17 protein-coding genes are annotated in these 26,189 nt (G+C 60.2%); 11 read left to right on the plus strand and 6 right to left on the minus strand.

What is annotated here, in order from left to right:
• Positions 1 to 7: 7 nt before the first annotated feature.
• Positions 8 to 1,633, minus strand: a complete 1,626-nt coding sequence (locus tag ACL9RI_RS11715; protein ID WP_422726742.1) for a tetratricopeptide repeat protein — start codon at positions 1,631 to 1,633, stop codon at positions 8 to 10.
• Between the two features lie 280 nt (positions 1,634 to 1,913).
• On the opposite strand from ACL9RI_RS11715, the gene ACL9RI_RS11720 reads away from it, so the two are divergent.
• On the plus strand, positions 1,914 to 2,984 hold the full coding sequence (locus ACL9RI_RS11720; protein WP_422726743.1) for a GGDEF domain-containing protein: 1,071 nt from the start codon (positions 1,914 to 1,916) through the stop codon (positions 2,982 to 2,984).
• A 185-nt stretch (positions 2,985 to 3,169) separates the two neighbouring features.
• Positions 3,170 to 7,210: a phosphoribosylformylglycinamidine synthase gene (gene purL, locus ACL9RI_RS11725; protein WP_422726744.1), complete on the plus strand. Its 4,041-nt coding sequence runs from the start codon at positions 3,170 to 3,172 to the stop codon at positions 7,208 to 7,210.
• A gap of 106 nt (positions 7,211 to 7,316) precedes the next feature.
• Here purL and ACL9RI_RS11730 read toward each other — a convergent pair whose 3' ends face one another.
• From ACL9RI_RS11730 to ACL9RI_RS11740, 3 genes are all read right to left on the minus strand, one after another.
• The gene (locus ACL9RI_RS11730) at positions 7,317 to 8,855 is read right to left on the minus strand and encodes a P-loop ATPase, Sll1717 family (RefSeq protein ID WP_422726745.1); all 1,539 of its coding nucleotides are present in this window, start codon (positions 8,853 to 8,855) and stop codon (positions 7,317 to 7,319) included.
• A 679-nt stretch (positions 8,856 to 9,534) separates the two neighbouring features.
• Positions 9,535 to 10,341 carry a lipid II flippase Amj family protein gene (locus ACL9RI_RS11735; protein WP_422726746.1) on the minus strand — a complete coding sequence of 269 codons (807 nt, stop codon included), beginning with the start codon at positions 10,339 to 10,341 and terminating at the stop codon, positions 9,535 to 9,537.
• 124 nt (positions 10,342 to 10,465) lie between these two features.
• A complete protein-coding gene (locus tag ACL9RI_RS11740; protein WP_422726747.1) occupies positions 10,466 to 10,900 on the minus strand; it encodes a winged helix-turn-helix transcriptional regulator in 435 nt (144 codons plus the stop codon).
• Positions 10,901 to 11,056: 156 nt separating this feature from the next.
• Here ACL9RI_RS11740 and ACL9RI_RS11745 point away from each other — a divergent pair, with 156 nt between their 5' ends.
• Entirely contained in the window at positions 11,057 to 11,908 is an 852-nt protein-coding gene (locus tag ACL9RI_RS11745) for an NAD(P)H-binding protein (RefSeq protein ID WP_422726748.1), read from the plus strand.
• 29 nt (positions 11,909 to 11,937) lie between these two features.
• On the opposite strand, the gene ACL9RI_RS11750 is transcribed toward ACL9RI_RS11745, so the two are convergent.
• Complete coding sequence (locus ACL9RI_RS11750; protein ID WP_422726749.1) at positions 11,938 to 12,903, minus strand: AraC family transcriptional regulator; 966 nt, start codon at positions 12,901 to 12,903, stop codon at positions 11,938 to 11,940.
• A 262-nt stretch (positions 12,904 to 13,165) separates the two neighbouring features.
• Here ACL9RI_RS11750 and ACL9RI_RS11755 point away from each other — a divergent pair, with 262 nt between their 5' ends.
• The 5 genes from ACL9RI_RS11755 (at position 13,166) to ACL9RI_RS11775 (ending at position 19,345) form a co-directional block, all read left to right on the plus strand.
• Positions 13,166 to 14,545: an NAD-dependent succinate-semialdehyde dehydrogenase gene (locus ACL9RI_RS11755; RefSeq protein WP_422726750.1), complete on the plus strand. Its 1,380-nt coding sequence runs from the start codon at positions 13,166 to 13,168 to the stop codon at positions 14,543 to 14,545.
• Positions 14,546 to 14,630: 85 nt separating this feature from the next.
• Positions 14,631 to 15,821 carry an MFS transporter gene (locus ACL9RI_RS11760; protein ID WP_422726751.1) on the plus strand — a complete coding sequence of 397 codons (1,191 nt, stop codon included), beginning with the start codon at positions 14,631 to 14,633 and terminating at the stop codon, positions 15,819 to 15,821.
• A gap of 46 nt (positions 15,822 to 15,867) precedes the next feature.
• Positions 15,868 to 16,731, plus strand: coding sequence for an oxidoreductase (locus ACL9RI_RS11765; RefSeq protein WP_422726752.1), 864 nt, complete (start codon positions 15,868 to 15,870; stop codon positions 16,729 to 16,731).
• A gap of 104 nt (positions 16,732 to 16,835) precedes the next feature.
• Entirely contained in the window at positions 16,836 to 18,242 is a 1,407-nt protein-coding gene (locus ACL9RI_RS11770; RefSeq protein ID WP_422726753.1) for a toxin-antitoxin system YwqK family antitoxin, read from the plus strand.
• Positions 18,224 to 19,345 (plus strand): toxin-antitoxin system YwqK family antitoxin, encoded by a 1,122-nt coding sequence (locus tag ACL9RI_RS11775; RefSeq protein ID WP_422726754.1) that lies wholly within the window; start codon positions 18,224 to 18,226, stop codon positions 19,343 to 19,345. Before ACL9RI_RS11770 ends, ACL9RI_RS11775 begins: the two co-directional genes overlap by 19 nt.
• 117 nt (positions 19,346 to 19,462) lie before the next feature.
• Here the strand turns inward: ACL9RI_RS11775 and nadB are convergent, their stop codons facing one another.
• Entirely contained in the window at positions 19,463 to 21,076 is a 1,614-nt protein-coding gene (gene nadB, locus ACL9RI_RS11780) for an L-aspartate oxidase (RefSeq protein ID WP_422726755.1), read from the minus strand.
• A gap of 205 nt (positions 21,077 to 21,281) precedes the next feature.
• On the opposite strand from nadB, the gene ACL9RI_RS11785 reads away from it, so the two are divergent.
• The 3 genes from ACL9RI_RS11785 to prsR are packed head-to-tail and all read left to right on the plus strand — an operon-like array spanning position 21,282 to position 26,075.
• Entirely contained in the window at positions 21,282 to 22,670 is a 1,389-nt protein-coding gene (locus tag ACL9RI_RS11785; RefSeq protein ID WP_422726756.1) for a TIGR03013 family XrtA/PEP-CTERM system glycosyltransferase, read from the plus strand.
• Positions 22,667 to 24,727: an XrtA/PEP-CTERM system histidine kinase PrsK gene (gene prsK, locus ACL9RI_RS11790; protein WP_422726757.1), complete on the plus strand. Its 2,061-nt coding sequence runs from the start codon at positions 22,667 to 22,669 to the stop codon at positions 24,725 to 24,727. Before ACL9RI_RS11785 ends, prsK begins: the two co-directional genes overlap by 4 nt.
• Positions 24,720 to 26,075 (plus strand): PEP-CTERM-box response regulator transcription factor, encoded by a 1,356-nt coding sequence (prsR, locus tag ACL9RI_RS11795; protein ID WP_422726758.1) that lies wholly within the window; start codon positions 24,720 to 24,722, stop codon positions 26,073 to 26,075. The genes prsK and prsR overlap by 8 nt, the downstream gene beginning before the upstream one ends.
• Positions 26,076 to 26,189: the final 114 nt, after the last annotated feature.

Raw genomic sequence — 26,189 nt, forward strand, 5'->3', positions numbered from 1 at the left:
CCCAGCTTTACGTTGCAATACCATATTTGTGCTGCGTCGCCGCGTATTGCTGCTTGAGCGACTCCAGCTTCGGATGCTTCGGGTCGATCTTGCGGATCACTTGCATCTGATGCTGGGCCTGCTCGGCCAGCGGGGCTTCCCAGCCCAGCATATTGAGCTGGCGCAAGATGGCGTCCACCGAGGCGAACAGTACGGGCAGGTTGCCGGGGGTCTTGCGCAGGGCCTGGCGAAGCACGAACACGGCCCCTTTGAGCTCGCCGTTTTCCGACTTGCTGGCCGCATCCTGCATCAGCTCCTGCACCTGGTTGGTGATCTGCTGGCCCATGCCTTGCGCCAGGTCATGGCGGCCCGCCTGTTCGAACACGGCCACCGCCTGTTCCATCGTCACGTCGCTATCGGCTTCGTTGACCAGTTTGAGCATCACTTCCGAGGCTGCCTGTTCCAGGTTATTTTTCAGGCAGCTCTGCACCAGGCCCACTTTCAGCTGCTTGGACAGGCCGCGCGCATTGTCGATGGCGGCAGCGGCCAGTTGCAGCTCATTGGCCGTGGCTTCGTCGTTGCCCGACAATTCATGCAGCATGGCGGCCGAAATGGCGCGGCAGGCTTCCACGTTGGCGCTGCCGCGCATCGAGCGTTCCAGGTCGCGCAGCACGCCGCTGGCCTGCGGGCCATCGCCTTTCTTGACCAGCGTTTTGACCAGGTTGACGTGGTCTTCCGGGTCGCGGAATTCCGAGTATTTGGCTTTCGTGACGACCTGCTTGTAGGCCCGTTCGGCCGCGCCGATGTCGCCCGTGTCGTAGGCGATGCCGCCCAGGTGGCGCAGGCGCCGCACCATATGTGGTGAAATGGCGACGGCGTCTTCGAGGATTTTCTTGGCTTGCACCTGCTGGCCCATGGCTTCATGGGTTTGCGCCAGCAAGTCGTAGGCGGCCATGTAGCGGGGATTCTGTTCGACCAGGGTCAATAGCGTCTCTTGCGTTTCTTCATAGCGCTGCTGTTCGAACAGGCTGCGGGCCAGGCCCAGGTGCACCCAGTCCATCGGCCGCGTGGCCAGCATGTTTTGATAAATCTGTTCCGCTTCGCCCCATTCGCCCAAAGTGATATGCAGTTCGGCGCGCAGGCGGGCAAAGTCGGCCGCCAGGCGCGGGTGCTGCAATTCGGCGTCGCGGCAGCGTTTCACGGCCTCGCGCAAATCGCCTTTTTCGATCAGCTGGTACGTGGGCAGGAACAGGGCGCGCCGCTCGATGGCCCGCTCGATGCGTCCGCTCAGCACATCGACCGTGAATGGTTTCAGAATGTAGTCGGTCGGTGTCAGCTCGGCCGCGCTGATCACCTTGCTGTGGATGGCTTCGGAAGTCAGCATGATGAAGATGGTCCACAGGCCGATCAGCTTGTGGTGGCGCAAATCCTCCAGCAATTGCTGGCCGTCCTGGCCATCCGTGCCGCTACCAAGATCGTACTCGCACAGGATGATGTCGAACGGTTTTTTCGTCAGCAGGCGGATGGCCGTGCCGGAATTGACGGCATATTCCACCTTGGTGATGGCCGCCTGGTTCAGCATATTATGCAGATTGCCCCGCATGCTCGGGTTGGGATCGACGATCAGGACAGACAAGTCGCTATTTTCTGGCATCGCTCAGCTCTCAGTCATCTGTGTACCAATATGGAATAGTGCAAATCATATTATTTCTTGTGAGCATACTGCAAAGCGCTTCCACACTGCCAGCAAAATGCAGGCTATCGCGCGCGGCGGCGAGTGCGGCGGCGAGCGCGGCGGCAACTTTGCATCTCCGCTGGCAACAGTGCGGCTAGCATGTTAGTATTCCCGTAGCAACTGTCAGTAATGTTTTTGCATCATCTTTGCACTCACTCTTGTGCCCTGTGCCCCTTGTGCCTCATTTACCGCCAGCCCCATGTCTTCCTTGACCAACTTTCGGCTTAGCGCAGCGCGTATCGCCGTTCCTCTTGCCTTTGGCGGCAACAGTCAGCAGCAGCATACGTATTTTGCGGAATTGCACAAGATAGGCATGATCACGCAGGCGCTGGGCATCTGCGCCTACAGCCTGACCTGGCTGCTGATGCCGGCGCCATACCAGCCGAACCTCCTGCATGCCGTGCTGGCGCTGCTGGGCATGCTGGCCAGCCTGGTGTCGCGGGCGCGCTGCACCACCCTGACCGTGCTGACGATCACCGGCGCCTGCGCCGTGCTGTCGCTCACCTTTGGCTTGCGCACCATGGCCGATGCGGTCGGCAATGCCGCCTTCTGGGTCTTGCCCGTGGGCGTCTTCATGACCCTGGCGATTGCCTCGATCTTCAATGGCGGCTTGAGCTACCTGGCCGTGGTGGCCGGCGTGTGGTGGAACGTGGGCCACGGCCTGTATCCCGTGCGCGCCGGCTTGCCCGACCAGGCCTGGGTGCCCTTGATGATGGTGGTCAGCATCCTGTTCGGGCTGGCGCTCAATATCAGTTTCAGCCTGCTGCGGCTGCGTAATTTCCACGCCAAGCAGGAGCTGACGCGGCTGGCCTTCCAGGACAGCCTGACGGGCTTGAACAACCGCCGCATGTTCAACCAGGGCGCGCAGCAGCTGCATGCGGGGCAGGGCGGCACACCCTTGCACTTCATGATGATCGACATCGATAATTTCAAGAAAATCAATGACTTGCTGGGGCACGATATCGGCGACGAAGTACTGGTGCGCACGGCCGCCATCATCGCCGCCGAAGCCCGGGGCCACTTGTGCGGGCGGCTGGGCGGCGAGGAATTCGGTGTGGTGTTTGCCGGCGACCGCGACGCCGTCTGCCGTTTTGCCGGCACCTTGGTTGCGGCTGTTTATCACAGTTTCCACCCCGAGCACGCCGTCTCGATCAGCGTGGGCATCGCCGAAATGGACCGCAGCCAGGACCTGGGCCACAGCTACCGGCGGGCCGACGAATCGCTGTACCTGGCCAAGCACCAGGGAAAAAACCGCTACGTGATCGCGTGAAGCGACTGTTGCATGCGGGGCTGGAAGTGCGGTTTTGCAGTCCAAAATGGCAGTAAACACACAACTTCAGGTAATAAAGCAGGGGTAAAACGGGTATAATGCGCGCAAAGGAAATTTGCCGTACGAAAGATATTGTCATACCTACCTTTAACCCGCAGCCACGCTGCATCAACCACCTTCCAACCATGTTGATACTGCCGGGTTCCAATGCCCTGTCCGTTTTCCGTAGCCACCGCCTGTTAAGCCAACTGCAAACCGTATCGCCTGCGATCGTTGCGGTACAAGCACGCTATGTCCATTTCATCGATGCCAGTGCGCCCCTGAGCGCAGACGACAGCACGCGCCTGGGCGCCTTGCTGACGTACGGCGAGCCGGCTGAAGCTGACAATACGGAAGGCGTCGCCGAAGAATTCTTCGTCATTCCCCGTTTCGGCACGATTTCGCCGTGGGCTTCCAAGGCCACCGATATCGCGCATAACTGCGGCATGGCCCACATCAAGCGCGTCGAGCGCGGCGTGGCCTTCCGCATCAACCTGAAATCGGGCATCCTGGGCAGCGCCATCGGCGCCGCCAGGAAGCTGACGGACGAGCAAGTGGAGGCCGTGGCGGCCCTGCTGCACGACCGCATGACCGAATCTGTGCTGCGCAGCGCCGACCAGGCGCAAGACCTGTTCCGCACCCTGGAAGCGCGCCCGTTGGAATCGATCGACTTGCTGGGGCAGGGCAAGGCCGCGCTGGAAACGGCGAACACGGAACTGGGCCTGGCGATGTCGCAAGACGAAATCGACTACCTGGACGTGGCTTTCACCAAGGCCGGCCGCAACCCGACCGACGTGGAACTGATGATGTTCGCGCAGGCGAACAGCGAGCATTGCCGCCACAAGATCTTCAACGCCGACTGGACCATCGACGGCGTGGCGCAGCCCAAGTCGCTGTTCGGCATGATTAAAAATACCCATCAGTTGCAGCCGAAAGGCACCGTGGTCGCCTACAGCGACAATTCCTCGATCATGGAAGGCGCGACTGTGTCGCGCTTCTACCCGCGCGGTGCAAACCACGAATACGCGGCATCGACCGAATTGACGCACACCCTGATGAAGGTGGAAACGCATAACCACCCGACCGCCATCTCGCCATTCCCGGGCGCCTCCACCGGCGCGGGCGGCGAAATCCGCGACGAAGGCGCAACCGGCCGCGGCGCCAAGCCGAAGGCTGGCCTGACGGGCTTCACGGTTTCAAACCTGTCCTTGCCGGACGCCGTGCGCAGCTGGGAAACGGCTGCCTCCGTGACGGCGCCGCTGGCTGGCCGCACTGAGGCCGATCAATACGGCAAGCCGGAGCGCATCGCGTCGCCGCTGCAAATCATGATCGAAGGCCCCTTGGGCGGCGCCGCATTCTCGAACGAATTCGGCCGTCCGGTACTGGGCGGCTACTTCCGTACCTATGAACAAAATGTCGGTGCCAACGGCGATGCCGTTTTCGGCTACCACAAGCCGATCATGATCGCCGGCGGTATCGGCAATATCTCGGCGCAGCACACGCATAAAAACGACATTCCGGTCGGCAGCCTGCTGGTGCAGCTGGGCGGCCCTGGCATGCGCATCGGCATGGGCGGCAGCGCCGCCTCGTCGATGACCACCGGCAGCAACACGGCCGACCTGGATTTTGACTCGGTCCAGCGCGGCAACCCGGAAATGGAACGCCGCGCCCAGGAAGTCATCAACGCCTGCTGGCAAATGGGCGCAGACAACCCGATCATCTCGATCCACGACGTGGGTGCAGGCGGCTTGTCGAACGCTTTCCCGGAAATCACCAACGACGCCAAGCGCGGCGCGATTTTCGACCTGCGCAAGATCCCGCTGGAAGAATCGGGCATGGCGCCGAAAGAAATCTGGAGCAATGAGTCGCAGGAACGTTATGTGCTGGCCATTTCGCCAGACAACCTGCCGCTGTTCAAGGCCTTGTGCGAACGCGAGCGCTGCCTGTTCGCCGCCGTGGGCGTGGCGACCGAAGAGCGTCAACTGAAACTGATCGACACCGACCTGGGTAATGAGCCGGTCGACATGCCGATGGATGTCTTGCTGGGCAAACCGCCCAAGATGCAGCGCGACGTGGTGCACGTGGCGAACGACTTCCCGGCGATCGATCTGACGGGCATGGACCTGGTGGACGTGGCGCAAAAAGTGCTGCTGCTGCCGACCGTGGCCGACAAATCCTTCCTGATCACCATCGGCGACCGCAGCGTGGGTGGCATGACCGTGCGCGACCAGATGGTGGGACCATGGCAAGTGCCCGTGGCCGATTGCGCCGTCACCGCCATGAGTTTCGAAGGTTACCTGGGCGAAGCGATGGCGATGGGCGAACGCACGCCGCTGGCCGTGATCGACGCGGCTGCCTCGGGCCGCATGGCCGTGGGCGAAGCCGTCACCAACATCGCCGCTGCCGCGATTAGCGACATCTCCGACATCAAACTGTCGGCCAACTGGATGGCCGCCTGCGGCCAGCCTGGCCAGGACGCCGCCCTGTACGACACGGTGAAAGCCGTGGGCATGGAACTGTGCCCGGCGCTGGGCATCAGCATCCCGGTCGGCAAGGATTCGCTGTCGATGCGCACCACCTGGAAAGATGAAAACACGGGCGCGGCCAAGTCGGTCACCTCGCCAGTCTCCCTGATCGTCTCCTCCTTCGCGCCTGTCACCGACGTGCGCCGTTCGCTGACGCCGCAACTGAAAAAAGATGCGGGCGACACCTCATTGATCCTGATCGACCTGGGCCGCGGCAAAAACCGCCTGGGCGCATCAGCCTTGGCGCAAGTCATGGGCCAATTGGGCAACGCCACGCCAGACGTCGACAGTGCGGAAGACCTGAAAGGCTTCTTCGCCGCCATCCAGCAATTGAACAGCGACGGCAAACTGCTGGCCTACCATGACCGTTCGGACGGCGGCCTGTACGCCACCCTGACGGAAATGGCTTTTGCCGGCCACACCGGCATGTCCGTCAACCTGGACATGCTGACCATGGAAGGCGAGCACTCCAGCGACTGGGGCGACGCCAAGAACTGGGCCGGCCAGGTAGCAGAACGCCGCAACGAACTGACCTTGCGCGCCCTGTTCAGCGAAGAGCTGGGCGCCGTCATTCAAGTGCGCGCCGAAGAAAAATCCATCGTCATGGACGTGCTGCGCACCTTCAACCTGGGCGCCTGCAGCCATATCATCGGCAAACTGAACGACCGCGACGTGATCGAATTCACGCGCGACGCCAAGCTGATCTACACCCAGCCGCGTGCCGACCTGCACCGTCTGTGGAGCGAAACCAGCTGGCGCATCGCCCGCCTGCGCGACAACCCCGCTTGCGCCGACGCCGAATACGACCGCCTGCTGGACCTGCAAGACCCGGGCATGTCGCCTATCGTCACCTTCGACCAGAACGAGAACATCGCCGCGCCATTCATCGCCACCGGCGTGCGTCCGCGCGTGGCCATCCTGCGCGAGCAGGGCGTCAACTCGCATATCGAAACGGCTTACGTGATGCACCAGGCAGGCTTTACGGCCGTCGACGTGCACATGAGCGACCTGATTGCCGGCCGCGTGAAACTGGACGACTTCCAGGGCGTGATCGCCGTGGGCGGTTTCTCCTACGGCGACGTGCTGGGCGCAGGCGAAGGCTGGGCCAAGACCATCCTGTTCAACGCCAGTCTGGCCGAGCAGTTCGCGCGCTTCTTTGCCCGCACCGACAGTTTTGGTTTGGGTATCTGCAACGGCTGCCAGATGATGAGCAACCTGAAATCCATCATCCCCGGCGCCCACGCCTGGCCTAAATTCACCCGCAACAAGTCGGAAAAATTCGAAGGCCGCTTTGCCATGGTCGAAGTGATGGACTCCCCATCGATCTTCTTCAACGGCATGGCCGGCACTCAGGCCGGCATCGCCATCGCCCACGGCGAAGGCTACGCCGACTTCTCGCAAACGGGCGACATCACCCAAGTCACCAAAGCCATGCGCTTTGTCGACAACAAGGGCGCTGCTACCGAAGCCTACCCATACAACCCGAATGGCTCGCCGGAAGGCATTACCTCGGTGACCACGCCGGATGGCCGCTTTACAGTGTTAATGCCGCATGCGGAGCGCGTGTTCCGTTCAGTGCAACAGTCGTATCATCCTGAGGCTTGGGGGGAGGATTCGCCTTGGATGCGTATGTTTAGAAATGCGCGGAAGTTTGTGGGGTGATTTTTTACTTTTCAACAGTGCTTTGAGATGGGTTTGAGGCGCTGTTGCTGGGGTGGGAGTGAGAAAGCCGCTATCGGGAGATAGCGGCTTTTTTTTGGATCTTATCTTATATTATCTGGAGTGCTTTGAATAATCCTCGATGAACGACTAGACTTTCATTGAAATTTAAGCGTGCTTCTCGATTCTTGTATCGGAATACATGATGACCTAATTTTGTTGTATTGCCAATTACGCTAAACAAAAATAAGACTTGTAAAACAAATTTGACATTCTTCTCTTTTATTAGGCCGTGGCTAACCTCCTGTGAATATGCTCTTTCTAATTCAGGTATAGTGAAGTTCCATTTTCTTAATTGGGAAATCGCATCAAATACATTTGAAATATCCGGCAGTATGGCAAATAATTCATCAGTTAGTTCTTCTCGCAAATAATTGGAAAATGCCTTATCAACTTTTTTCACCGTGGTGGCAGTTATTTTATTGTCTTCCTCTTTTGCTGATTCAGCGCAGTTTTGTAAATATGCAACAAAATCCCGCGGCCTTAATAAGGTACTACGTGATATAAACTCAAACGTGCTAATTTTCGACCTACCTCTAGTTCCTACTCCTATTGGTCTGGAACCAAATATTTTTTCCCAAGCAATATTGAAAGGTAGAATGTTGGTGCAATTTTGATCTATCGCTCTCGATATTCTGAAGGCGATAACCTTTTTTAATTTTTCGCTATCCCAATTTAAGTCTACTCTAAAATCTCCCCATTTGTTTTTATCTGCATCTTGGACTATTTCATAAATATCATCGCGAAGAAATATAATTGGGTAAATCTTTGGAGCACCATTTTTGTTAAAAGTTGTACGTACATCTTGTACTGCTTTAAATAGACTTGTTATTAGTGCAGAATACTGTTGGTATTGATCTGAATGAACTATATCCCGATAGTCTTCGTCTAGTTCGTCAAATAATACAAAATATGTTGCATTTCCAGCATATTTTAATATTAAGTCTTCCAGTAAATCCACATGGTCCACCCAACTTTTTGGAGATGCTCCTGGTGTTTGATGTGCAATTTTCAGAGATAATCCAAATAGCGAGATACCAAATTCTTTGCCAACCCATTTTCCTATTCTTCGACTTAGCGACGCATCATCATTGTATATTTTTGATAATTCGTTGCGCACATTTATGTCTACAGCTTCATTTTTTAGCATTAGCCGACATATTGTGCTATATATTAAATATTTCCATATGGTTATGTATTCATTTGCCGCAGTATATTTTTGATTTTTTTGTGCATAAAGCTCATTAAACGGAAAATTTTTGAAGCTTAATTTCTCTGAAAATACATCATACTTTTTTATTCCACTAAAATATTCACATAATGCTGTCTTTCCTGATCCTTTTCTGCCAATTACAAAATACTTATCACCTTGACTGATTTGATCTACTTCGCGAACATGCCAGAAATATCTATCATTATCTTCAGCTTTGGCCTCTCTCTTCCATTTTGATATTTCTTCTATTAGTTTGTAATTGACTTTTGATGTATCTAATTCTTCAATTTCATCGGATATTATTGTTGTTCTTGAAGCATCTAAAGATTTTTTTGGTATATCTTTTATTCTTTTATTTCTTTCAGCTCTTTCCATTGTCAGTCCTTTTTAATGTCATAAATGATTAATAAATTTTTTATTTAATAAAACTTCACTATCTTTAAAATTCCCAGTGCTGACTATGCCAGCGAAAATGACATGATTTCCGACTCCGTTCAATCTATTTCTTATTAGGCATACTGGGAACCGTTTGAACTGTGTGTCCTCGATATAGATGAATCGATAAAGATGCTAATCATTATTTGGTTCAGCAATCATAGGGTGTTAAATGTAATAGCTACACTGTATACGTGAGGGGATATTAATGATGTGGACGGAACGGGCAAGCATACCGATAATGAAAATGATGAACGTCCGTGCGTAAATCCAAATCAGTTACTTGTCCATAGCAGCCTTGTGCTAAAGAAATATCAACACATGCTGCCATGAAATTACTTATTTTTCAACTATAAAAAAGATAATTTTTGTGATTACTTATTTTTAAGGTGTTTTTAAGAGAGTATTCTTGGAGTTGACGGCATTTAACCCCAAGGCAGAAACTGGGGTCAGACCCTCAGGGTCTGACCCCGGCTCTTTGCTTGTGGGCTTGGTGATGTCCGCGGCGCTCGAAGAATTTCGGGCGCGAGTGTTTGGATTAATGCGAGGGCACGAACACCAGCCCCGCATGTGCTTTACTTATCCGGTGGGTTTTTTGCCACGCAGACGTGTGAATTAATCAGACCGCCTTAGCCACTTCCACAATCACCACCGCCGACGGCACCAGCAAAAACTGCGCGATCACCGTACCGGCCAATCGGCTTCCCACCAGCCACACCACGGCACGCCGGAATTGCGATTCTTCGATCTTGCCTTCGATGACGTCATCCGTCATGCCCGACATATGCGGGTCGATAAAGATGGCCATCATGACGGTGGCGCCGCCGTTGATGATCGATGAAAGGGTGCTGGAGGTGACGCGCACGCTGGGGTCAAGTACGCCGGCATACAGGGCGGCGAAGACGCCGACTGTCCACAGGGCGGTAGCGACCACGTTCATGGCGGTCATGGAAAGCGAGACGCCCGACTTTGCACGCAGGCCGGTGACGTTGGCGGGTTTGGGCAGGCTGGCGGAGGTTTTGAGGTAGGACAGGCCACCCTTGAAAAAGCCGTGCAGGATGAGTTTAGGGACTGACCTGTGTACCTGGAAGTGGTCGACGGCGCGGCAAAAGACGCGCTGGAAGGTGGGGATCAGGATGGCGCCGAGGATGGTGGCCAGGCTGGCCGAGACCAGCAGCCAGCGGAAGTCGACTAATAAGGCGCTGGCGGCGATATGCTGGTCGATGCCGGTTTCCACGCGCTTGGCGAGAAAGGGGCCGAGAAAGGAATTCGAGGTGCGCGATACCAGTACCAAAATACTGAACAGGGCCAGCGAGACGGCGATGCGCCGCGTGCGGATGCCGGCGATGCGGACGGAATAGGCGAGGGTGCCGATCATATGTATGATAAACGTCAATGCGCATATCAAAAGCAGTTGCTTGTCCATCACAGCCTTGCGCTATAGAAATAGCGGCTTATGCTGCCATGAAATTACTTATCTTTCAACTAGCAATACAGCCGTCGCCGCCTTTCATGCCGTGGCGTCGCCTGAGCCTGCGGCCTGCTGCGTTTTATAAACGATGTTGCCTGGCTTGCGTTTCTTTCCTTGCGGTCTCTGCCTGATCGTAGCTTGTGCGGGCCGCAACTATATCGTCTTGCCGCGCATCGGCCCAGCGGGCCAGGTGGCCCAGGGGGCCTAGCAGCGAGATGCCCAGTTCCGTCAGCGTGTAGTCGACCTTGGCCGGCACGCCGTGCGATGCGGTGCGCAGCACGATGCCGTCGCGTTCCAGCGCGCGCACGGTCAAGGTCAGCATGCGGTGGGAGACGCCGGGCAGGCGGCGCATCAGTTCGTTGAAGCGCAGGCTGCCGTCAGACAGTTGCGCGATGGCCATGATCGCCCATTTGTCGGCCAGGCGGTCGATGACCCTGCCCAGCGAGCAGGAAGTCTGCGCTGCATGGTCATGTTCTCCCTGGCAATGCAGGATGGAATGGGGATTCGTGGGCATGGCTTTTCCTTGAAGCTCAGCCTGTCTTTATACACCGGTACGCACATTTCTGTTACCGCGCACAAGATTGTGCGTTCTTGCTGGCAGCCTGGGGCAGACCTATCATCGGCCGCAACGTGGCTGTACAAGGGTGTGCAGGCGTACTGGAGAATAGAAATGAAAACAGGCATTACAGGGGCCACCGGCCAATTGGGTCTCGCGGTCATCGAGGGTGTGCTGGGCAGCATGGCGCCGGCCGATATCGTGGCGATTTCACGCAATCCGCAGCCGTCGGTCTTGGGCGCGGTGCAGCGCTATGGCGATTACGATGCGCCGGAAACATTGATCGGTGCTTTCAGCGGCCTGGAGCGCTTGCTGATCATTCCCGGCCCGGACTTGCGCCCCGGCGTGATCGGCCGCCAACTGGCGGCGACGATCGCGGCGGCCAAGCAGGCTGGCGTAGGGCATGTGTTCCTGCTGTCGGCGGCCCATGTCCGCGCCACGAATGCATCGGACCTGGGCACATCGTACCGGCTGGCGGAACAGGCCCTGGCCGATAGCGGCATCGCCGGGCAAACCGTCTTGCGCATGAACTTTTTTGCAGAGACTTTCGTCGAGTTGACGGCCATGGCCCTGCCATCAGGCGCCATGCTGGGCCTGGCGGAAAACCGCGTCGCCTTCGTGTCGCGCAGCGATGTGGCGGCAGCCCTGGCCGGCGCGCTGCTGACGCAGGGACACGCCGGCCGGACGTATGAATTGACGGGGCCCGCCAGTGTGTCGGGCGCGGAGCGCGCCGCCGTGATTGCCGGCGTGACGGGGAAGAGCATGGCCTACCGGATCGTTACCGAAGACGTGCTGCTGGCCAGCCTGGCCCAGGCGGGCTTGCCGGAGTTCCTGCTGGCGTCCTTCGTGCACATGCAGCAGACCTTTATCGAAGGCGCGTTCGATATCGTCAGCGGCGATATCGCGGCGCTGAGCGGACGCCAGCCGCAGGCACTGCAAGCCGTGGTGGCGCGCTCGCTGCGCTGATATCCGGCAGCCGCGTTGTCAATGCATTGTCAATGCGATGACACGAACACGGACGCCGCATGCGCCGGCGGCACGGCAAAGTCGGCGCGCATGCGCTTGACTTCTTCGACCGGGCTGTTGCCGAACAATCGCTTGAATTCGCGGCTGAACTGGGACGGGCTGTCGTAGCCGACTTGGCTGCTGGCGGCCGCAGCCGTGATGCTGTTGCGCACCATCAGCAGCCGCGCCTGGTGCAAGCGCGTCGATTTCAGGTATTGCATGGGCGAGGTGTTGGTCACGTTCTTGAAGTGCACGTGGAAGGCGGGCACGCTCATGCCCGCCTCGCTGGCCAGTTGCTCGACGCTCAGATCTTCGCTGTAGCGCGCATGCAGCTGGCGCAAGGCCCTGGCCACCTTGCCGAATTGGCCCTGCATCGTCAGCGCGGCGCGCATGGACGGGCCTTGCTCGCTATTTAATATGTGGAAGTAGATTTCACGCACCAGCGCTGGGCCGAGGATGGCCGCTTCCGTCGGCTCGCTCATGGCGGCCAGGAAACGCAGTACGGAGCCGTTGAGTTTTTTGTCCATGGCGGTCGACAGCATGCCTTGCGGCTTGCCGGGCGCGACCGCTCCCAGCTGGTCCAGCTGCAGCATCAGGTCGGCGGCCAGCTTGAAGTCCAGGTGCATATAGATGGCCAGCAGCGGTTCTTCTGCGCTGGCGTCCGTTTCCATCGTGAACGGCACGGGCACCGAGACCACCAGGCAATGGTTTTCATCGTAGACATAGGTCTGGCCACCAAAAAATCCCCGTTTCCGGCCCTGGCAGACGATCACGATGCCGGGGTCGTACAGCACCGGCACCAGTTTCAAGGCGCGGTTCGAGCGCAAGAAGCGCACATCGGGCAAGGGCGACAGGTTGTAGCCCTCGGTCGGCGCCAGCCGTTCCAGCAACTGGATCATGCGCAGCCGCTGCTGTTCGCGTTCTTGCGGCGTATAGGCGGACGATGCATCGGTCATGGGAATCCCTCGCTGAATGGAGCCGCCATTATGCCAGCAGCGCAGACGGCAGCATACACGAATATATAGCTATCAATAGGATTAGGCAATAAGTACAGATTGCAGGCCATCGACCGTTGCAGTGCGACTGCCTATCATGCAATCCATGCCCTGCAACAAAGTGCGCTGCTGCAAGGCAGCTTGCAAGCAGTCCGCGATGCGGGGCGGCAGCACGGGGCAGCCGCCTTGTACTCCTTTCAATCCTTATGGGAAGAGCTATATCATGATCAACGTATTCAACCCTGCAGATGGTTCCGTGGTCGGTACCGCGCCTGACAACAGCGTGGCTGAAGTGCAGGCCGCCATTACCCGTACCTGCGACGCCTTTCCTGGCTGGTCGCGCAAGCTGGCCAAGGAGCGCGGCGACCTGCTGCGCCGCTGGTTCGAACTGGTCCGCGCCGACAGGCTAGTCTTCGCGGAACTGCTGGTGCGGGAAAACGGCAAATGCCTGTCCGAGGCGCTGGGCGAAATCGACTATGGACTGGGCTTTATCGAGTGGTATGCCGAAGAAGCCAAGCGCGTGTATGGCGACACCATCCCGTCGCACGCCGCCAACGCGCAAGTGATCGTCGTCAAGGAGCCTGCCGGCCCGACGGCGGCGATCACGCCCTGGAATTTCCCGTTCATGATGATCGCCCGCAAGATCGCCACGGCGCTGGCGGCCGGCTGCACCATGATCATCAAGCCGTCCGAGCTGACGCCGCTGACGGCGTACAAGCTGCTGGAATATGCGCGCCGCGCCGGGATTCCGGAAGGCGTGTTCGAGATGGTGACGGGCAATCCGAAAGACATCGGTCAACTGTTTGTCAGCGACACGCGCATCCGCAAGATCTCGTTTACGGGTTCCACGGCCATCGGCAAGCTGCTCGCTTCCGCCTGCGGCAATGACTTGAAGAAAATGACGCTGGAACTGGGCGGCAATGCGCCTTTCATCGTGTTTGACGACGCCAGTTTCGACGACGCCGTGGCCGGGCTGGTATCGGCCAAGCTGCGCAATTCGGGCCAGGTGTGCATTTCGCCGAACCGCGTTTATGTGCAGGACGCCATCCATGACCGTTTCGTCGCTGCCGTGGCGCAGAAAGTGGCCGCCATCCGCGTCGACCAGGGCTTGCAGGATGAGTTCGTCGTCGGTCCCCTGATCAACCAATTGGGCATCGACAAGGTAGCCGAGCTGGTGGACGATGCCAAGCACGCCGGCGCCAAGGTGGTTCTTGGCGGCAAGCCGCACGCCAAAGGCGGCCTGTTTTACGAACCGACCGTGCTGGCCAACCTCGAGGACGAGATGCGTGTGGCGCAGACCGAGATCTTCGGCCCCGTGTTTGCCATCTACCGCTTCAGGAACGAAGAAGAGGTGGTGCGGCGCGCCAACAATACGGAATATGGCCTGGTCGCCTACGTGTACACGCGTGACCTGGGCCGTGCCTTCCGCATGTCGCGCAACATCGAAGCGGGCATGGTGATCCTCAATTCCGGCTCGGTGGGCACGGCCTCGATTCCGTTTGGCGGCGTCAAGCACTCCGGTTATGGCCGCGAGGGCAGCTATTACGGGATCGAAGAGTATGTCGAGGTCAAGTATGTGCTGATGGCTGGACTCGACAAGTAAGCGTTCCGTTCGGCGCCCTCGGCTGAGGGCGCTTTTTCTTCCTGATCACCGGCGACGGGCCGGTGGCGCATGGGCATATCCTTCAATGAACCAGAAACCCCTTTCTACGGCGCAAATCCTGATCATGGCGGCGACCACCGGCATCACGATCGCCAATGTGTATTACGCGCAGCCGATACTGGCGCAGATCGCCGCTGCGTTCGGGGCGGACGCCACCGCCATCGGACGCTTGCCCGCGCTGACGCAGGCCGGGGTCGGCATCGGCCTGTTCTTCCTGGCGCCGCTAGGCGACATGCTGGACCGCAAGATGATCGTGATCGTGCTGGAACTCTTGCTGGCCGTCGCCCTGGCGGGCATGGCGTGCAGCGGCAGCCTGCTGGCGGCCTACGCATGCAGCTTTGCCATCGGCGTGCTGGCCGTTGCCGTGCAAATCCTGGTGCCGATGGCGGCGGCCCTGAGCCAGCCTGGCGCCAAGGGCAAGACCCTGGGCATTGTGTTTACGGGCACCTTGACGGGCATCCTGGCGGCGCGCATCTTCAGCGGCTATATCGCCCAATGGCTGGGCTGGCGCTGGGTCTATGGCTTGTCGGCTGGCCTGGCGCTGGCTGTTGCGCTACTGGTGCTGGTCACCTTGCCGCGCCAGCACGCCAGCCAGCGGGGGCGCCACACGGGCAGCTACGGCGCGCTGCTGGCCTCGACCGTGCGCCAGTTCGGCCGCTTTGCCAGGCTGCGGCGCATCAGCTGCATGGGCGCGCTGGTATTTGGCGCCTTCTGCTCGTTCTGGACCACGCTGACGTTACTGCTGAGTGCCGCGCCGTTCAATTACCGCAGCGACCAGATCGGCCTGTTCGGGCTGGTGGCGATCGGCGGCGCCATGGTTGCGCCCTGGTTTGGCCGCATGGCTGACAAGGCCAGCCCCGAGCGGGCGCAGATCCTGACGACCGGGCTGATCGTTTGCGGCGTGCTGTGCGTGACGCTGTGGCCCGCATCCCTGGCCGCCTTCGTGCTGGCAACCTTGCTGATCGATATAGGCGTGCAGGGCACGCAAGTCAATAACCTGGCGCAATTGTATGCACTCGATGAAACAGCCCACAGCCGCATCAATACGGTATTCATGACCATTTTTTTCCTGGGCGGGGCGCTGGGCACGTTGGTGGGCGTGCTGGCCTGGGGCGCCGGCGGCTGGCCGCTGGTATTGGTCCAGCTGCTGGTCTGGAGCGCGCTCGCAATGGTCGTGGCCGTACTGAACCATCGGGCAAGCCTGGCCACTGCATGAGACCAGGTTTTTTCACTCTCAAACATATAGATACAGGAGCAGCATCATGACCTCGATTGTAACCAAGGCATCAACAGGCACCGCACCAAAAACCATCGTCATTACCGGCGTCAGCAGCGGCTTTGGCCTGGCGCTGGCCAGGGAAGCCCTGGCGGCCGGCCACAAGGTTGTCGGCACGCTGCGCAATCAACAGGCGCGGCAGGAATTCGAGGCCTTGCAGCCGGGCCGTGCCTTTGGCCGCATCCTCGATGTCAGCGATTTTGCTGCGGCCGAAGGACTGGCGGCGGAAGTGGAAGCAACGGTCGGTCCCGTCGACGTGCTGGTCAATAACGCCGGTTACGGCCATGAAGGCGTGCTGGAAGAGTCGCCGCTGGACGAGCTGCGGCGCCAGTTCGACGTGAATGTGTTTGGCGCCGTGGCCGTGACCAGGGCTTTCTTGCCGGCCATGCGCCAGCGCCGTCGTGGCCATATCGTCAATATCACCTCGATGGGCGGCCATGTGGGCATGCCGGGCGTGGCGTACTACTGCGGCAGCAAGTTTGCGCTGGAAGGCATTTCGGACGCGCTGGGCAAGGAAGTGGCGCCGTTCGGCATCCATGTGACGGCCGTGGCGCCGGGGTCGTTCCGCACGGACTGGGCCGGCCGCTCGATGCAGCGCAGCCCGCGCAGCATCGCCGATTACGATAGCGTGTTCGACCCGATCCGCCAGGCGCGCGAAGAAAAGAGCGGCAGGCAGCTGGGCGATCCGGCCAAGGCGGCGCGCGCCATTCTGAGCATGCTGGACAGCGCCACACCACCCGCACACTTGCTGCTGGGCAGCGATGCGCTGGCCATCGTGCGGGCGAAACTGGCGCAATTGTCCAGCGAAATCGATGCCTGGGAAGCGCTCAGCGTGACGACCGATGATTGACAGGCGGAAGCACGTAGCGGCAGGCATGCCGCCTGGGGTGTGCGTTGATGCCAGGGACGTCATGTAAGATATGCATCGTGATTTATTTTATATCGATCCCTGCCATGAATCCATGCAAGATTGCGCTGTTGGCCGCGCTGCTGTGGCCCTGCCTGGCCCACGCCGATATCGTGCAGCGCCAGGTGATTACGGGCATTGCACCTGAACCCGACAGCCAGGGCGCCGACGTACTGACGGTGGCGGCCGATACGGCCTGCGGCGGCCGGCAGGTGCGCATGGATGCGCGTTCGGTGGGCCTGGACGAAGCGGCGTATGCCGCCTTGAAAACCACGCTGGCGGGCCAGGTGCAAGACGGCGTGCCCATGCTGCTGACCCTGGCCAGCTGTCCGGTGGGCGAAACGGCGGACATGGCGGTGCCCATCGTGAGGAAGCTGGCTGCCTGTCGCAGCGATGACGCTAGTGCCGTTACCGGGACCGTTACCGGGACCGTTACCGGGTCCTGTGCCGATGGGCAGGCGCGCCTGTATCTGCATGCGCGGTTTTTTCCCGTGGCGCAGGCGGATGCGGAAAACGTACTCTTGCTGCCGCTGCCACCAGGCCAGGCCGAGGGGACGTGGCGCGCCCAGGTACGCGATGTGTCCGAACAGCATGTGCGCATGACGGGCCTGGTCGACGCCAGCGATTATGCGCAAGGCAAGCTGGTGCGCGGCTACACCGTGTATTACCTGGACGGCAAGGTTGAAAAACAGGTGGCGCAGGATGCGCAGGGCCGGCAGGACGGCATCAGCAGCACGTATTATCCCGATGGCACGCTGGAAACCCAGGGTGGATGGCGCGCTGGCTTGCCGGAAGGCGTGCATCGTGAATTCCACAGCACGGGCAAGCTGCGCGTTGCCATGGAATATCGCAACGGCAAGAGTATTGATGGCCCGGTGCAAAGTTTCGACGAGTCGGGCAGCCTGAATACCAGTTACGAGTTGCGTGGTGGAAAAATGGAAGGTGAATTGCTCATTTATTATCCTGATGGAAAAATCGCCAGCCGCAGGCAGGTAAACAAGGGCAAGTTCAATGGCTTCAGTGTCGATTACTTTAGCGATGGCGCCGTGCGCAGCAGCATGTCGATGGCGGATGACTTGCCGGTAGGCGAGGCGCTGGAGTTTTATCCGGCCGGCACCGTGCAAACCCAGCAGCAATATGACAGCAAGGGCAAACTGCGCAACACCCGGCGCTACAACGCGCAAGGCGTGCTGGTACTGGAACGCCGCTGGGACGGACAGCAGCGCGAGCAGGGCATATCGCGCTCCTGGTATGACAATGGCCAGCTGGAACATGCCATCGCGTATCTGGACGACAGGCGCCATGGCTGGAGCCGCAGCTGGCGTGAAGATGGCAGCCTGGCGGGCGAATGCCGGTATGTGGAGGGGCAGGCGCAGGGCGAATGCGGCGGCGCGCCGGCGGCGGGAGTTCCCCAGGTATTGCAAGCGGAGCAGGCATGGCGTTCACTGCATTAGCGCTGCCGCTGCTCGCGGGCAGCTTGCTGCTGTGGCCTGCGGTGGCCAGGGCTGAGATTGAACAGAGGCAAGTGGTCAGTGCCATCACGGCGGTGCCGGGCGGCGATGTGCTGGCGCTGGCCAGCGATACCGGCTGCGGCGGCCGGCAGGCGCGCATGGATGCGGCGTCGCTGGGGCTGGAAGAAAACCAGTACCAGACCATGAAGACGCAGTTGGCAGAACTGATACGCAACAAGACTCCGCTGTTGATGCGGCTCACGTCCTGTCCTGCGCCAGGTGGCGGCGGCGCCCATGCCTTGCCGCAAGTGAGCAAGCTGGGTGTTTGCGAGGCGCAAGCCTGCGCGGATGGCAAGGCGCGCCTGTACCTGAGCCGGAATCTGACGCGCAGCGAGGCCAGGGAACATGCGTTGTATGCGCTGGTGCTGCCGTTGCCGCCAGGAAAGCAGGCCGGTACCTGGCAAGCCGAGGTGTTTTATGTGCGCCCGGGCGAGCCGCGGCGCCTGTCGGCGCTGATGGATGCGCCCGGCTTCCTGGGTGGCAGGCCGGTGGGTAGCCATCGCTTTTATTATCCCGATGGCCAGGTCGAAATGCAGGTGGAGGCCTTGCCAGACGGACAGGAAATCGTCCAGACGTTTTTTCCTGACGGCGCCCTGGCCTTGCGCGGCGTGCAGCGCCATGGCAAGGCCCATGGCGTGCAGCAGGCGTATCACGACAATGGCCAGTTGCTGGCGGAGGAGGATTACCGCGATGGCAAGCGTATCGATGGCGAACTGGAAACGTTTGACGAGCACGGCAAGCCGCGCACGCGCATGACGATACGCGATGGCAAGACGGACGGCGAGCTGCTGCTGTTTTATCCCGATGGCATGGTACAGAGCCGTGGCCAGTTCAGGCTGGGCAAAAAGCATGGCCCCAGCACGGAATATTATCCCGACGGCACAGTGCGCCGCAGCGCACAGTATGTGGACGATGTGCTGCAAGGCCAGTTGCTGGACTTCCACCCGAACGGCAAGCTGGCCAGGCAGCGCCATTACGGCCGCGGTGGCGTGCTGGTCAGCGATGCAAGATTTGATGCAGACGGCGCGGCGGTCTTGCCCCCTTAGCGGACTTGGCTGGCACGGCCGACTATGAATGGCGAAAAACTGGGGTCAGACCCGCCGGGGGAATACGCTCCAATGGAGCGTATTCCGATCCCGAAGGGACGGACCCCAGTGTTGCGCTTAGCGCCGTGGCGGCGTCAGCACGCTGGCGATCGCCTTCGGCAAGGTTTCCGGGTAGTCGCGGCTGAAGTGCAGGCCACGGCTTTCGCGGCGCGACAGGGCGCTGTTGACGATCATCGACGCCACGTCGACCAGGTTGCGCAATTCCAGCAAGTCGTGCGTGATGCGGAAGTTGCGGTAGTACTCGTCGATTTCCTCTTTCAGCAAGGCAATGCGGTGCTGGGCCCGTTCCAGGCGTTTCGTGGTGCGCACGATACCCACGTAATTCCACATAAAGCGGCGCAATTCGTCCCAGTTGTGGGCAATCACCACTTCTTCATCGGCATCCGTGACCCGGCTTTCATCCCAGTCGGGCAAATATGGCGTGCCCAGTTTTTCCTTGCTTTCGATATCCTGCGCGCAGGCGCGGCCGATGACGATGCATTCCAGCAGGGAATTGCTGGCCAGGCGGTTGGCGCCATGCAAGCCCGTGCAGGCCGTCTCGCCCACGGCATACAGGCCAGGCAAGTCGGCGCGGCCGGCCAGGTCCGTCACCACGCCGCCGCAGGTGTAGTGGGCGGCGGGCACGATGGGGATCGGTTCCCTGGTGATGTCGATGCCCAGTTCCAGGCAGCGGGCATAAATTGTGGGGAAGTGTTCGATCAGGAAGTCGGCCGGCTTGTGGCTGATGTCCAGGTGCACATAATCGAGGCCGCGTTTCTTGATCTCGAAGTCGATGGCGCGCGCCACCACGTCGCGCGGCGCCAGTTCGGCCCGCTCGTCGTGGGCCAGCATGAAGCGCGTGCCGGCTGCTGCGCCCGCTTCGGGCGGCAGCTTCAGCAAGCCGCCTTCGCCACGGATGGCTTCGGTAATCAGGAAGGACTTGGCATACGGGTGGTACAGGCAAGTCGGGTGGAACTGGATGAATTCCATGTTCGACACGCGGCAGCCGGCGCGCCAGGCCATGGCGATGCCGTCGCCGCTGGCCGTGTCCGGGTTGGTGGTGTACAAATACACTTTACCGGCGCCGCCCGTGGCCAGCACGGTATGTTCGGCGGCAAACGTCAGCACCTTGCCGGTTTGCTCATCTTGCACGTACAGGCCGTGGCAATGGGGCTGGGCGTTGCGCTGGACCGGTTTCATGCCCAGCTTGTCGGAGGTGATCAGGTCGATCGCGCAGTGATGTTCAAACAGGCTGATGTTCGGATGGGCGCGCACCTTTTCTTCCAGGGTCACTTGCACGGCGTGGCCGGTGGCGTCGGCCGCATGGATGATGCGGCGCTGGCTGTGTCCGCCTTCGCGCGTCAGATGGAAACCCAGTTCGGCGCTGGCGTCACGGGTAAACGGCACGCCTTGTTCGATCAGCCATTCGATCGCTTCGCGGCCATGTTCGACGATGTAGCGCGTGGCTGCCTCGTCGCACAGGCCGCCGCCGGCGATCAATGTGTCCTGGATATGTTCCTGGTGGCTATCGCCCGAGTCCAGCACGGCCGCGATGCCGCCTTGCGCCCAGTTGCTGGCGCCATCGAGCAGCGCGCGTTTGGAAATGATCGCGACGGTGCGCGTTTCAGCTAAATGCAGTGCAACCGATAAACCCGCCAGGCCACTGCCGACAATCGCGACATCAAATTTCATGACATTGATCTTATTTGAGGGAAGCATACTATATTCCATTTCACATCATTCGGTAATGTGTTGAGCTAAATTCTGCCTGCGCGTGATAGCTGAGGCCGTGGCTTGTGGCGTGTCAATGCTTGTGCGGAACAGTTCGCCATGATGGTGAGACCAGTTTCTGGCTGCTATTTTCCTAGCCGAACTGTTCTTGCTGCAGGGGGCACACATGATCCGCATATTCAGCCATTACGTTTCCAAGACGGCGTTTATCTTGCTGTTGCTGGAAATAATGATCCTGCTGCTGTCCGCCACCCTGACGTCATTGATCTGGCTGGTCGATACCAGCCGCATCGTGCATGCGGGCGACATTTACCTGTCTGCGCTGGCGTTTGCGCTGGTGATCGTGTTCAGCATGAGCACCCTGGGCATGTACCAGCACCGCTCGCGCGAAGATATCCGCAATACCTTGCTGCGCATCATGCCGTCGTTTGCGCTGGGGTTTGCCCTGCTCAGCTTGTTGATCCGCGTGATACCCTCGCTGCATTTCGGCCGCGCCAGCCTGGCCATCTTCGCGCTGGGCGCCATCGGCGTGCTGCTGGCGCGGCTGGCCGTGTTCAAATCATCGGAATCGAGCCTGATGGAAGGGCGGCTGATGCTGGTCGGCGATGGCGCGCTGGCCCGCGAATGCATGGACCTGGCGGCCAGCAAGATCGGTTTCCATCAATTTACGGTGGTGGGCTGCATCCACGTGCCGGGCGAGACGTGCTGCGTGCCGGCCTCGGCGCTGCTGCCGGCCGAGCCGTCCCTGCTGGCCATGGCGCAGCGCTACGATGCACAGGAAATCGTCGTCTCCGTCAGCGACCGGCGCAATGGCGCGTTTCCCGTCAAGCAATTGCTCGAATGCGCGCTGGGCGGCGTGCGCGTGATCGACGCCGCCACGTTCTTTGAGCGCGAAGCTTGCCAGATCCGCATCGATTCCCTGCAGCCCAGCTATCTGATCTATGGCGGCGGCTTTGACCAAAGCTTTGTGCGGGCCGCTTCCAAGCGCTTGTTCGACCTGGCCGCCAGCGCCGCCATCTTTGTCGCCGCCTTGCCGGTGATGCTGGCCACCATGATCTGCATCCGCCTGGAAGATGGCGGTCCCGTGTTTTACCAGCAGGAACGGGTAGGGCGCGACGGCTTGCCTTTCAATGTGCTCAAGTTCCGCAGCATGCGCTGTGATGCCGAGGGCGACGGCAAGCCCACCTGGGCCACCGCCAACGATAGCCGGATCACGCGCGTGGGCCGCTGGATACGCAAGCTGCGTATCGATGAATTGCCGCAGATGCTCAATGTGTTTCGCGGCGAGATGAGTTTCGTGGGGCCGCGCCCCGAGCGTGCTTATTTTGTCGAGCAGCTCAAGCAGGAGGTGCCTTACTACAACATTCGCCATAGCATCAAGCCCGGCATCACGGGCCTGGCCCAGGTCCGTTATCACTATGGCGCCTCGGTCGGCGATGCCGTGAGGAAGCTGCAATACGATCTGTATTATGTGAAAAACAATAGCCTGTTCCTCGATCTGCTGATCTTGCTCGATACGGTGCAGGTGGTGCTGTTCGGCAAGGGCAGCAGGTGAAAACAGCGTCGGACTTGCTGGCAGCCACCGACGCGGCGGCGTTCAGCCATGGCCTGGCGTCGCTGGCCTTCTTTGCGCTGGCCTTGTTATTGATCAGTAACTGGCGCGCCCGCCAGAATGCCCGCGCCTTGCTGGCCGCCTGCCTGGCGACGGGACTCTGGGCCACGGCCAGCGTGATCCTGGTGCTGCTGGGTCAGCACGCAGCGTTGATGGGCGTCGTGCTGGAAACGGCGCGCACGGGCGCCTGGCTGCTGTTCCTGCTGTTGCTGATCGATCCTGCGCGTTCCCGCCTGCGAGTGGCCGTGGCGCTGTTGCTTGCCATTGCCAGCCTGCAATGGCTGTGCGGCCTGGCCGATCCCTTTTCGCCGCTGGCCATGCCGGCCCGTACTACGGCCATCGTTTGCCGGCTGCTGCTGGCCGTGCTGGGCATGTTGCTGGTGGAGCAATGGTATCGCAACACGCCATCGCCCCAGCGCTGGGGCATCAAGTTTGCCTGCCTGGGCGTGGGCGGCCTGTTTGCCTACGATTTTTACCTGTATAGCGACGCCTTGCTGTTTCGCGCCATCAATGATGACATCTGGGCCGCGCGCGGCGTCGTCAATGCGCTGTGCGCGCCGCTCCTGGCCGTCTCGGCGGCGCGCAATCCGGGCTGGGCGCCGGGCTTGTCCGTGTCGCGGCAGATGCTGTTCCGCTCGGCCGCCTTGCTCGGTTCGGCCATCTATTTGCTGGCGATGGCGGCCAGCGCGTATTACCTGCGTTATGTCAGCGGCACCTGGGGCGCGCTGATGCAGATGGCTTACCTGGGCGGCGCAGGCCTGCTGCTGGCGGGCGTGCTGTTTTCCGGCGCCTTGCGCGCCAAGCTCAAGGTGTTTATCAATAAACATTTTTATAAGGCGATCTTCGATTACCGCGAGGAATGGCTGCGCTTTACGCGCGCGCTCTCGGAAGATGGCCCGGCGCTGGGCGAACGCAGCATCCAGGCCGTGGCGCAGCTGGTGGAAAGCCCGGCCGGCGCCTTGTGGATCGTCCGCGAGCCAGGCGTGCTGACGCCCGCCGCCAGCTGGAACTGGCCGCCGCAAGCGTGGAGCGAGCCTGTGTCCGGACCGCTGTGCCAGTTCATGGAAGCGCGGCAGTGGGTGATCGACGCGCCCGATTGCCATCGGCATCCCGGTTTGTATGACGAGCTGCAACTACCGCTGGCGCTGCAGCACGTGTGGCTGCTGGTGCCCTTGATGCTGCATGGCAAGCTATTCGGCGTGGTGGCGCTGGCCCGCCCGCGCACGCGCATCGGCTTGAATTGGGAAATCCGCGACGTGCTCAAAATTGCCGGCAGCCAGGCGGCCAGCTATCTGGCGTACCGCGAATCGCTCGATACCCTCAGCGTGTCGCGCCAGTTCGAGTCCTTCAACCGCATGTCGACCTTTATCGTGCACGACTTGAAAAACCTGGTGTTCCAGCTATCTCTGCTGCTCAGCAATGCCGAAAAACACCGCAGTAATCCCGAATTCCAGCAAGACATGCTGGTCACGCTCGACCATTCCGTGCAAAAGATGAAAACCCTGCTGCAAAAGCTGGCGCGCGGCGAAACGCTCGATGCACCGCCATCGGCGCCCTTGCAGCTCGATGCCTTGCTGCGCCAGGCGGTGGCGGCCAAGGCGAGTCTTGCGCCCGTGCCGCAGCTGGACATCATCGATGCCCGATTGACGGTGCTGGCCAACCGGGCGCGGCTGGAAAGGGTGCTCGGTCATTTGATCCAGAACGCCATCGAGGCCACGCCCAGCGATGGCAAGGTTGCCGTGCGGCTGCGGCAGGAAAGCGGCACGGCCGTGGTGGAGCTGGCCGATACGGGACTGGGCATGAGCGAGCAATTCATCCGCGAGCGCCTGTTCAAGCCGTTCGACACCACCAAGACGGCTGGCATGGGCATCGGCGTGTTTGAAAGCCGGGAATATATCGAGGAAGTGGGCGGCCGGCTGGAAGTGGCCAGCGTGCCGGCCGTGGGCACGACCTTTCGCGTGATTTTGCCGCTGCATGCGGCTGAGGACAACCATGGCTAAACAAAAACTGCTGGTCATCGAAGACGATCCCGGCCTGCAAAAGCAGCTGCGCTGGAGCCTGGCCGCCTACGAGGTGCTGGTGGCGTCCGAGCGCGAAACGGCGCTGGCGCAGGTGCGGCGCCACCAGCCGGCCGTGGTGACGATGGACCTGGGCTTGCCGCCCGACCCCGATGGCGCGACGCAAGGGCTGGCCACCTTGCAGCAAATCCTGGTCCTGGCGCCCGACACCAAGGTGATCATTTTGTCCGGCAACCAGGAACGGGCCCACGCCTTGCGGGCGATCGCCCTGGGCGCCTATGATTTTCATCAGAAGCCGTTCGACGCCGACATGCTGGGCCTGGTCATCGCCCGCGCTTTTTACCTGCATGCAATGCAGCAGGAAAACCGGCGCATGTTGCAAACCCAGGCCGATTCACCCTTGGCCGGCATCGTCAGCCGCGACCCAGGCATGTTGAAACTGTGCCGCAGCGTGGAAAAAGTGGCGCCGTCGTCGGCCAGCGTGATGTTGCTCGGCGATTCGGGCAGCGGCAAGGAGCTGATCGCGCGCGGCTTGCATACGCTCAGCAGCCGCAACGCCCAGCGGTTTGTCGCCATTAATTGCGCGGCGATCCCTGAAAACCTGCTCGAAAGCGAGCTGTTTGGTTATGAACGGGGCGCTTTTACGGGGGCGGCGCGGCAAACCCTGGGCAAGATCGAACTGGCCCACGGCGGCACTTTCTTTCTCGACGAGATCGGCGACATGCCGCTGGCGCTGCAAGCCAAGCTGCTGCGTTTCTTGCAGGAGCGCGTGATCGAGCGCGTGGGCGGGCGCGATGAAATTGCCGTCGACGTACGCATCGTCTGCGCCACGCACCAGGACCTGAAGGCGCTGGCCGAACAGGGACGTTTCCGTGAGGACTTGTATTACCGGCTCGGCGAAATCGTGCTGCGCATCCCGCCGCTGCGCGAGCGGGCCGGCGATGCCGCCTTGCTGGCCCACCATTTCAAGAACAAGTTTTGCGCCGCGGAAGGGCGGACCTCGCTGCATTTCAGCCTTGACGCCTTGCTGCGCATCGAAACGTATGGCTGGCCCGGCAATGTGCGCGAAGTGGAAAATTGCATCAAGCGCGCCGTCATCATGTGCGACGGCCCGCACATTACGCTTGACGACCTGGGTTTGCCGGACCAGCCGCAGGCATCGCCGGCGGAAGAAACGATCAACCTGCGCCAGGCGCGCGAGGCGGCCGAATACAAGGTGATGGTGCGCGCGCTGGCCCGTGCCGACGGCAATATCGTCAAGGCGGCGGAATTGCTGGGCGTGAGCCGGCCCACCCTGTATGACCTGATGAATCACCACGGCGTGAAGTAGATCACACGGCAGCGCGAAAGTAGTATGAATATCAAGATTGTGTATGGCGCCGCACATACGCAAAGGCAGCGGCGGGCCATCCTGCATGCACACCAACCACGCTCCAGGGGAGAA

Origin of the sequence: Janthinobacterium sp. Mn2066 (assembly GCF_049319705.1) — a bacterium.
Taxonomy (GTDB): Bacteria; Pseudomonadota; Gammaproteobacteria; order Burkholderiales; family Burkholderiaceae_D; genus Janthinobacterium.

Bases quoted from the DNA above. Each gene is read 5' to 3' on its own strand.
- ACL9RI_RS11730 (WP_422726745.1), bottom strand. From the start codon at position 8,855: ATGGAAAGAGCTGAAAGAAATAAAAGAATAAAAGATATACCAAAAAAA.
- prsR (WP_422726758.1), top strand. From the start codon at position 24,720: ATGGCTAAACAAAAACTGCTGGTCATCGAAGACGATCCCGGCCTGCAA.
- ACL9RI_RS11760 (WP_422726751.1), top strand. From the start codon at position 14,631: ATGAACCAGAAACCCCTTTCTACGGCGCAAATCCTGATCATGGCGGCG.
- purL (WP_422726744.1), top strand. From the start codon at position 3,170: ATGTTGATACTGCCGGGTTCCAATGCCCTGTCCGTTTTCCGTAGCCAC.
- ACL9RI_RS11745 (WP_422726748.1), top strand. From the start codon at position 11,057: ATGAAAACAGGCATTACAGGGGCCACCGGCCAATTGGGTCTCGCGGTC.
- ACL9RI_RS11770 (WP_422726753.1), top strand. From the start codon at position 16,836: ATGAATCCATGCAAGATTGCGCTGTTGGCCGCGCTGCTGTGGCCCTGC.
- ACL9RI_RS11735 (WP_422726746.1), bottom strand. From the start codon at position 10,341: ATGGACAAGCAACTGCTTTTGATATGCGCATTGACGTTTATCATACAT.
- ACL9RI_RS11740 (WP_422726747.1), bottom strand. From the start codon at position 10,900: ATGCCCACGAATCCCCATTCCATCCTGCATTGCCAGGGAGAACATGAC.
- ACL9RI_RS11785 (WP_422726756.1), top strand. From the start codon at position 21,282: ATGATCCGCATATTCAGCCATTACGTTTCCAAGACGGCGTTTATCTTG.
- ACL9RI_RS11720 (WP_422726743.1), top strand. From the start codon at position 1,914: ATGTCTTCCTTGACCAACTTTCGGCTTAGCGCAGCGCGTATCGCCGTT.
- ACL9RI_RS11755 (WP_422726750.1), top strand. From the start codon at position 13,166: ATGATCAACGTATTCAACCCTGCAGATGGTTCCGTGGTCGGTACCGCG.
- nadB (WP_422726755.1), bottom strand. From the start codon at position 21,076: ATGAAATTTGATGTCGCGATTGTCGGCAGTGGCCTGGCGGGTTTATCG.
- ACL9RI_RS11775 (WP_422726754.1), top strand. From the start codon at position 18,224: ATGGCGTTCACTGCATTAGCGCTGCCGCTGCTCGCGGGCAGCTTGCTG.
- ACL9RI_RS11750 (WP_422726749.1), bottom strand. From the start codon at position 12,903: ATGACCGATGCATCGTCCGCCTATACGCCGCAAGAACGCGAACAGCAG.
- ACL9RI_RS11765 (WP_422726752.1), top strand. From the start codon at position 15,868: ATGACCTCGATTGTAACCAAGGCATCAACAGGCACCGCACCAAAAACC.
- ACL9RI_RS11715 (WP_422726742.1), bottom strand. From the start codon at position 1,633: ATGCCAGAAAATAGCGACTTGTCTGTCCTGATCGTCGATCCCAACCCG.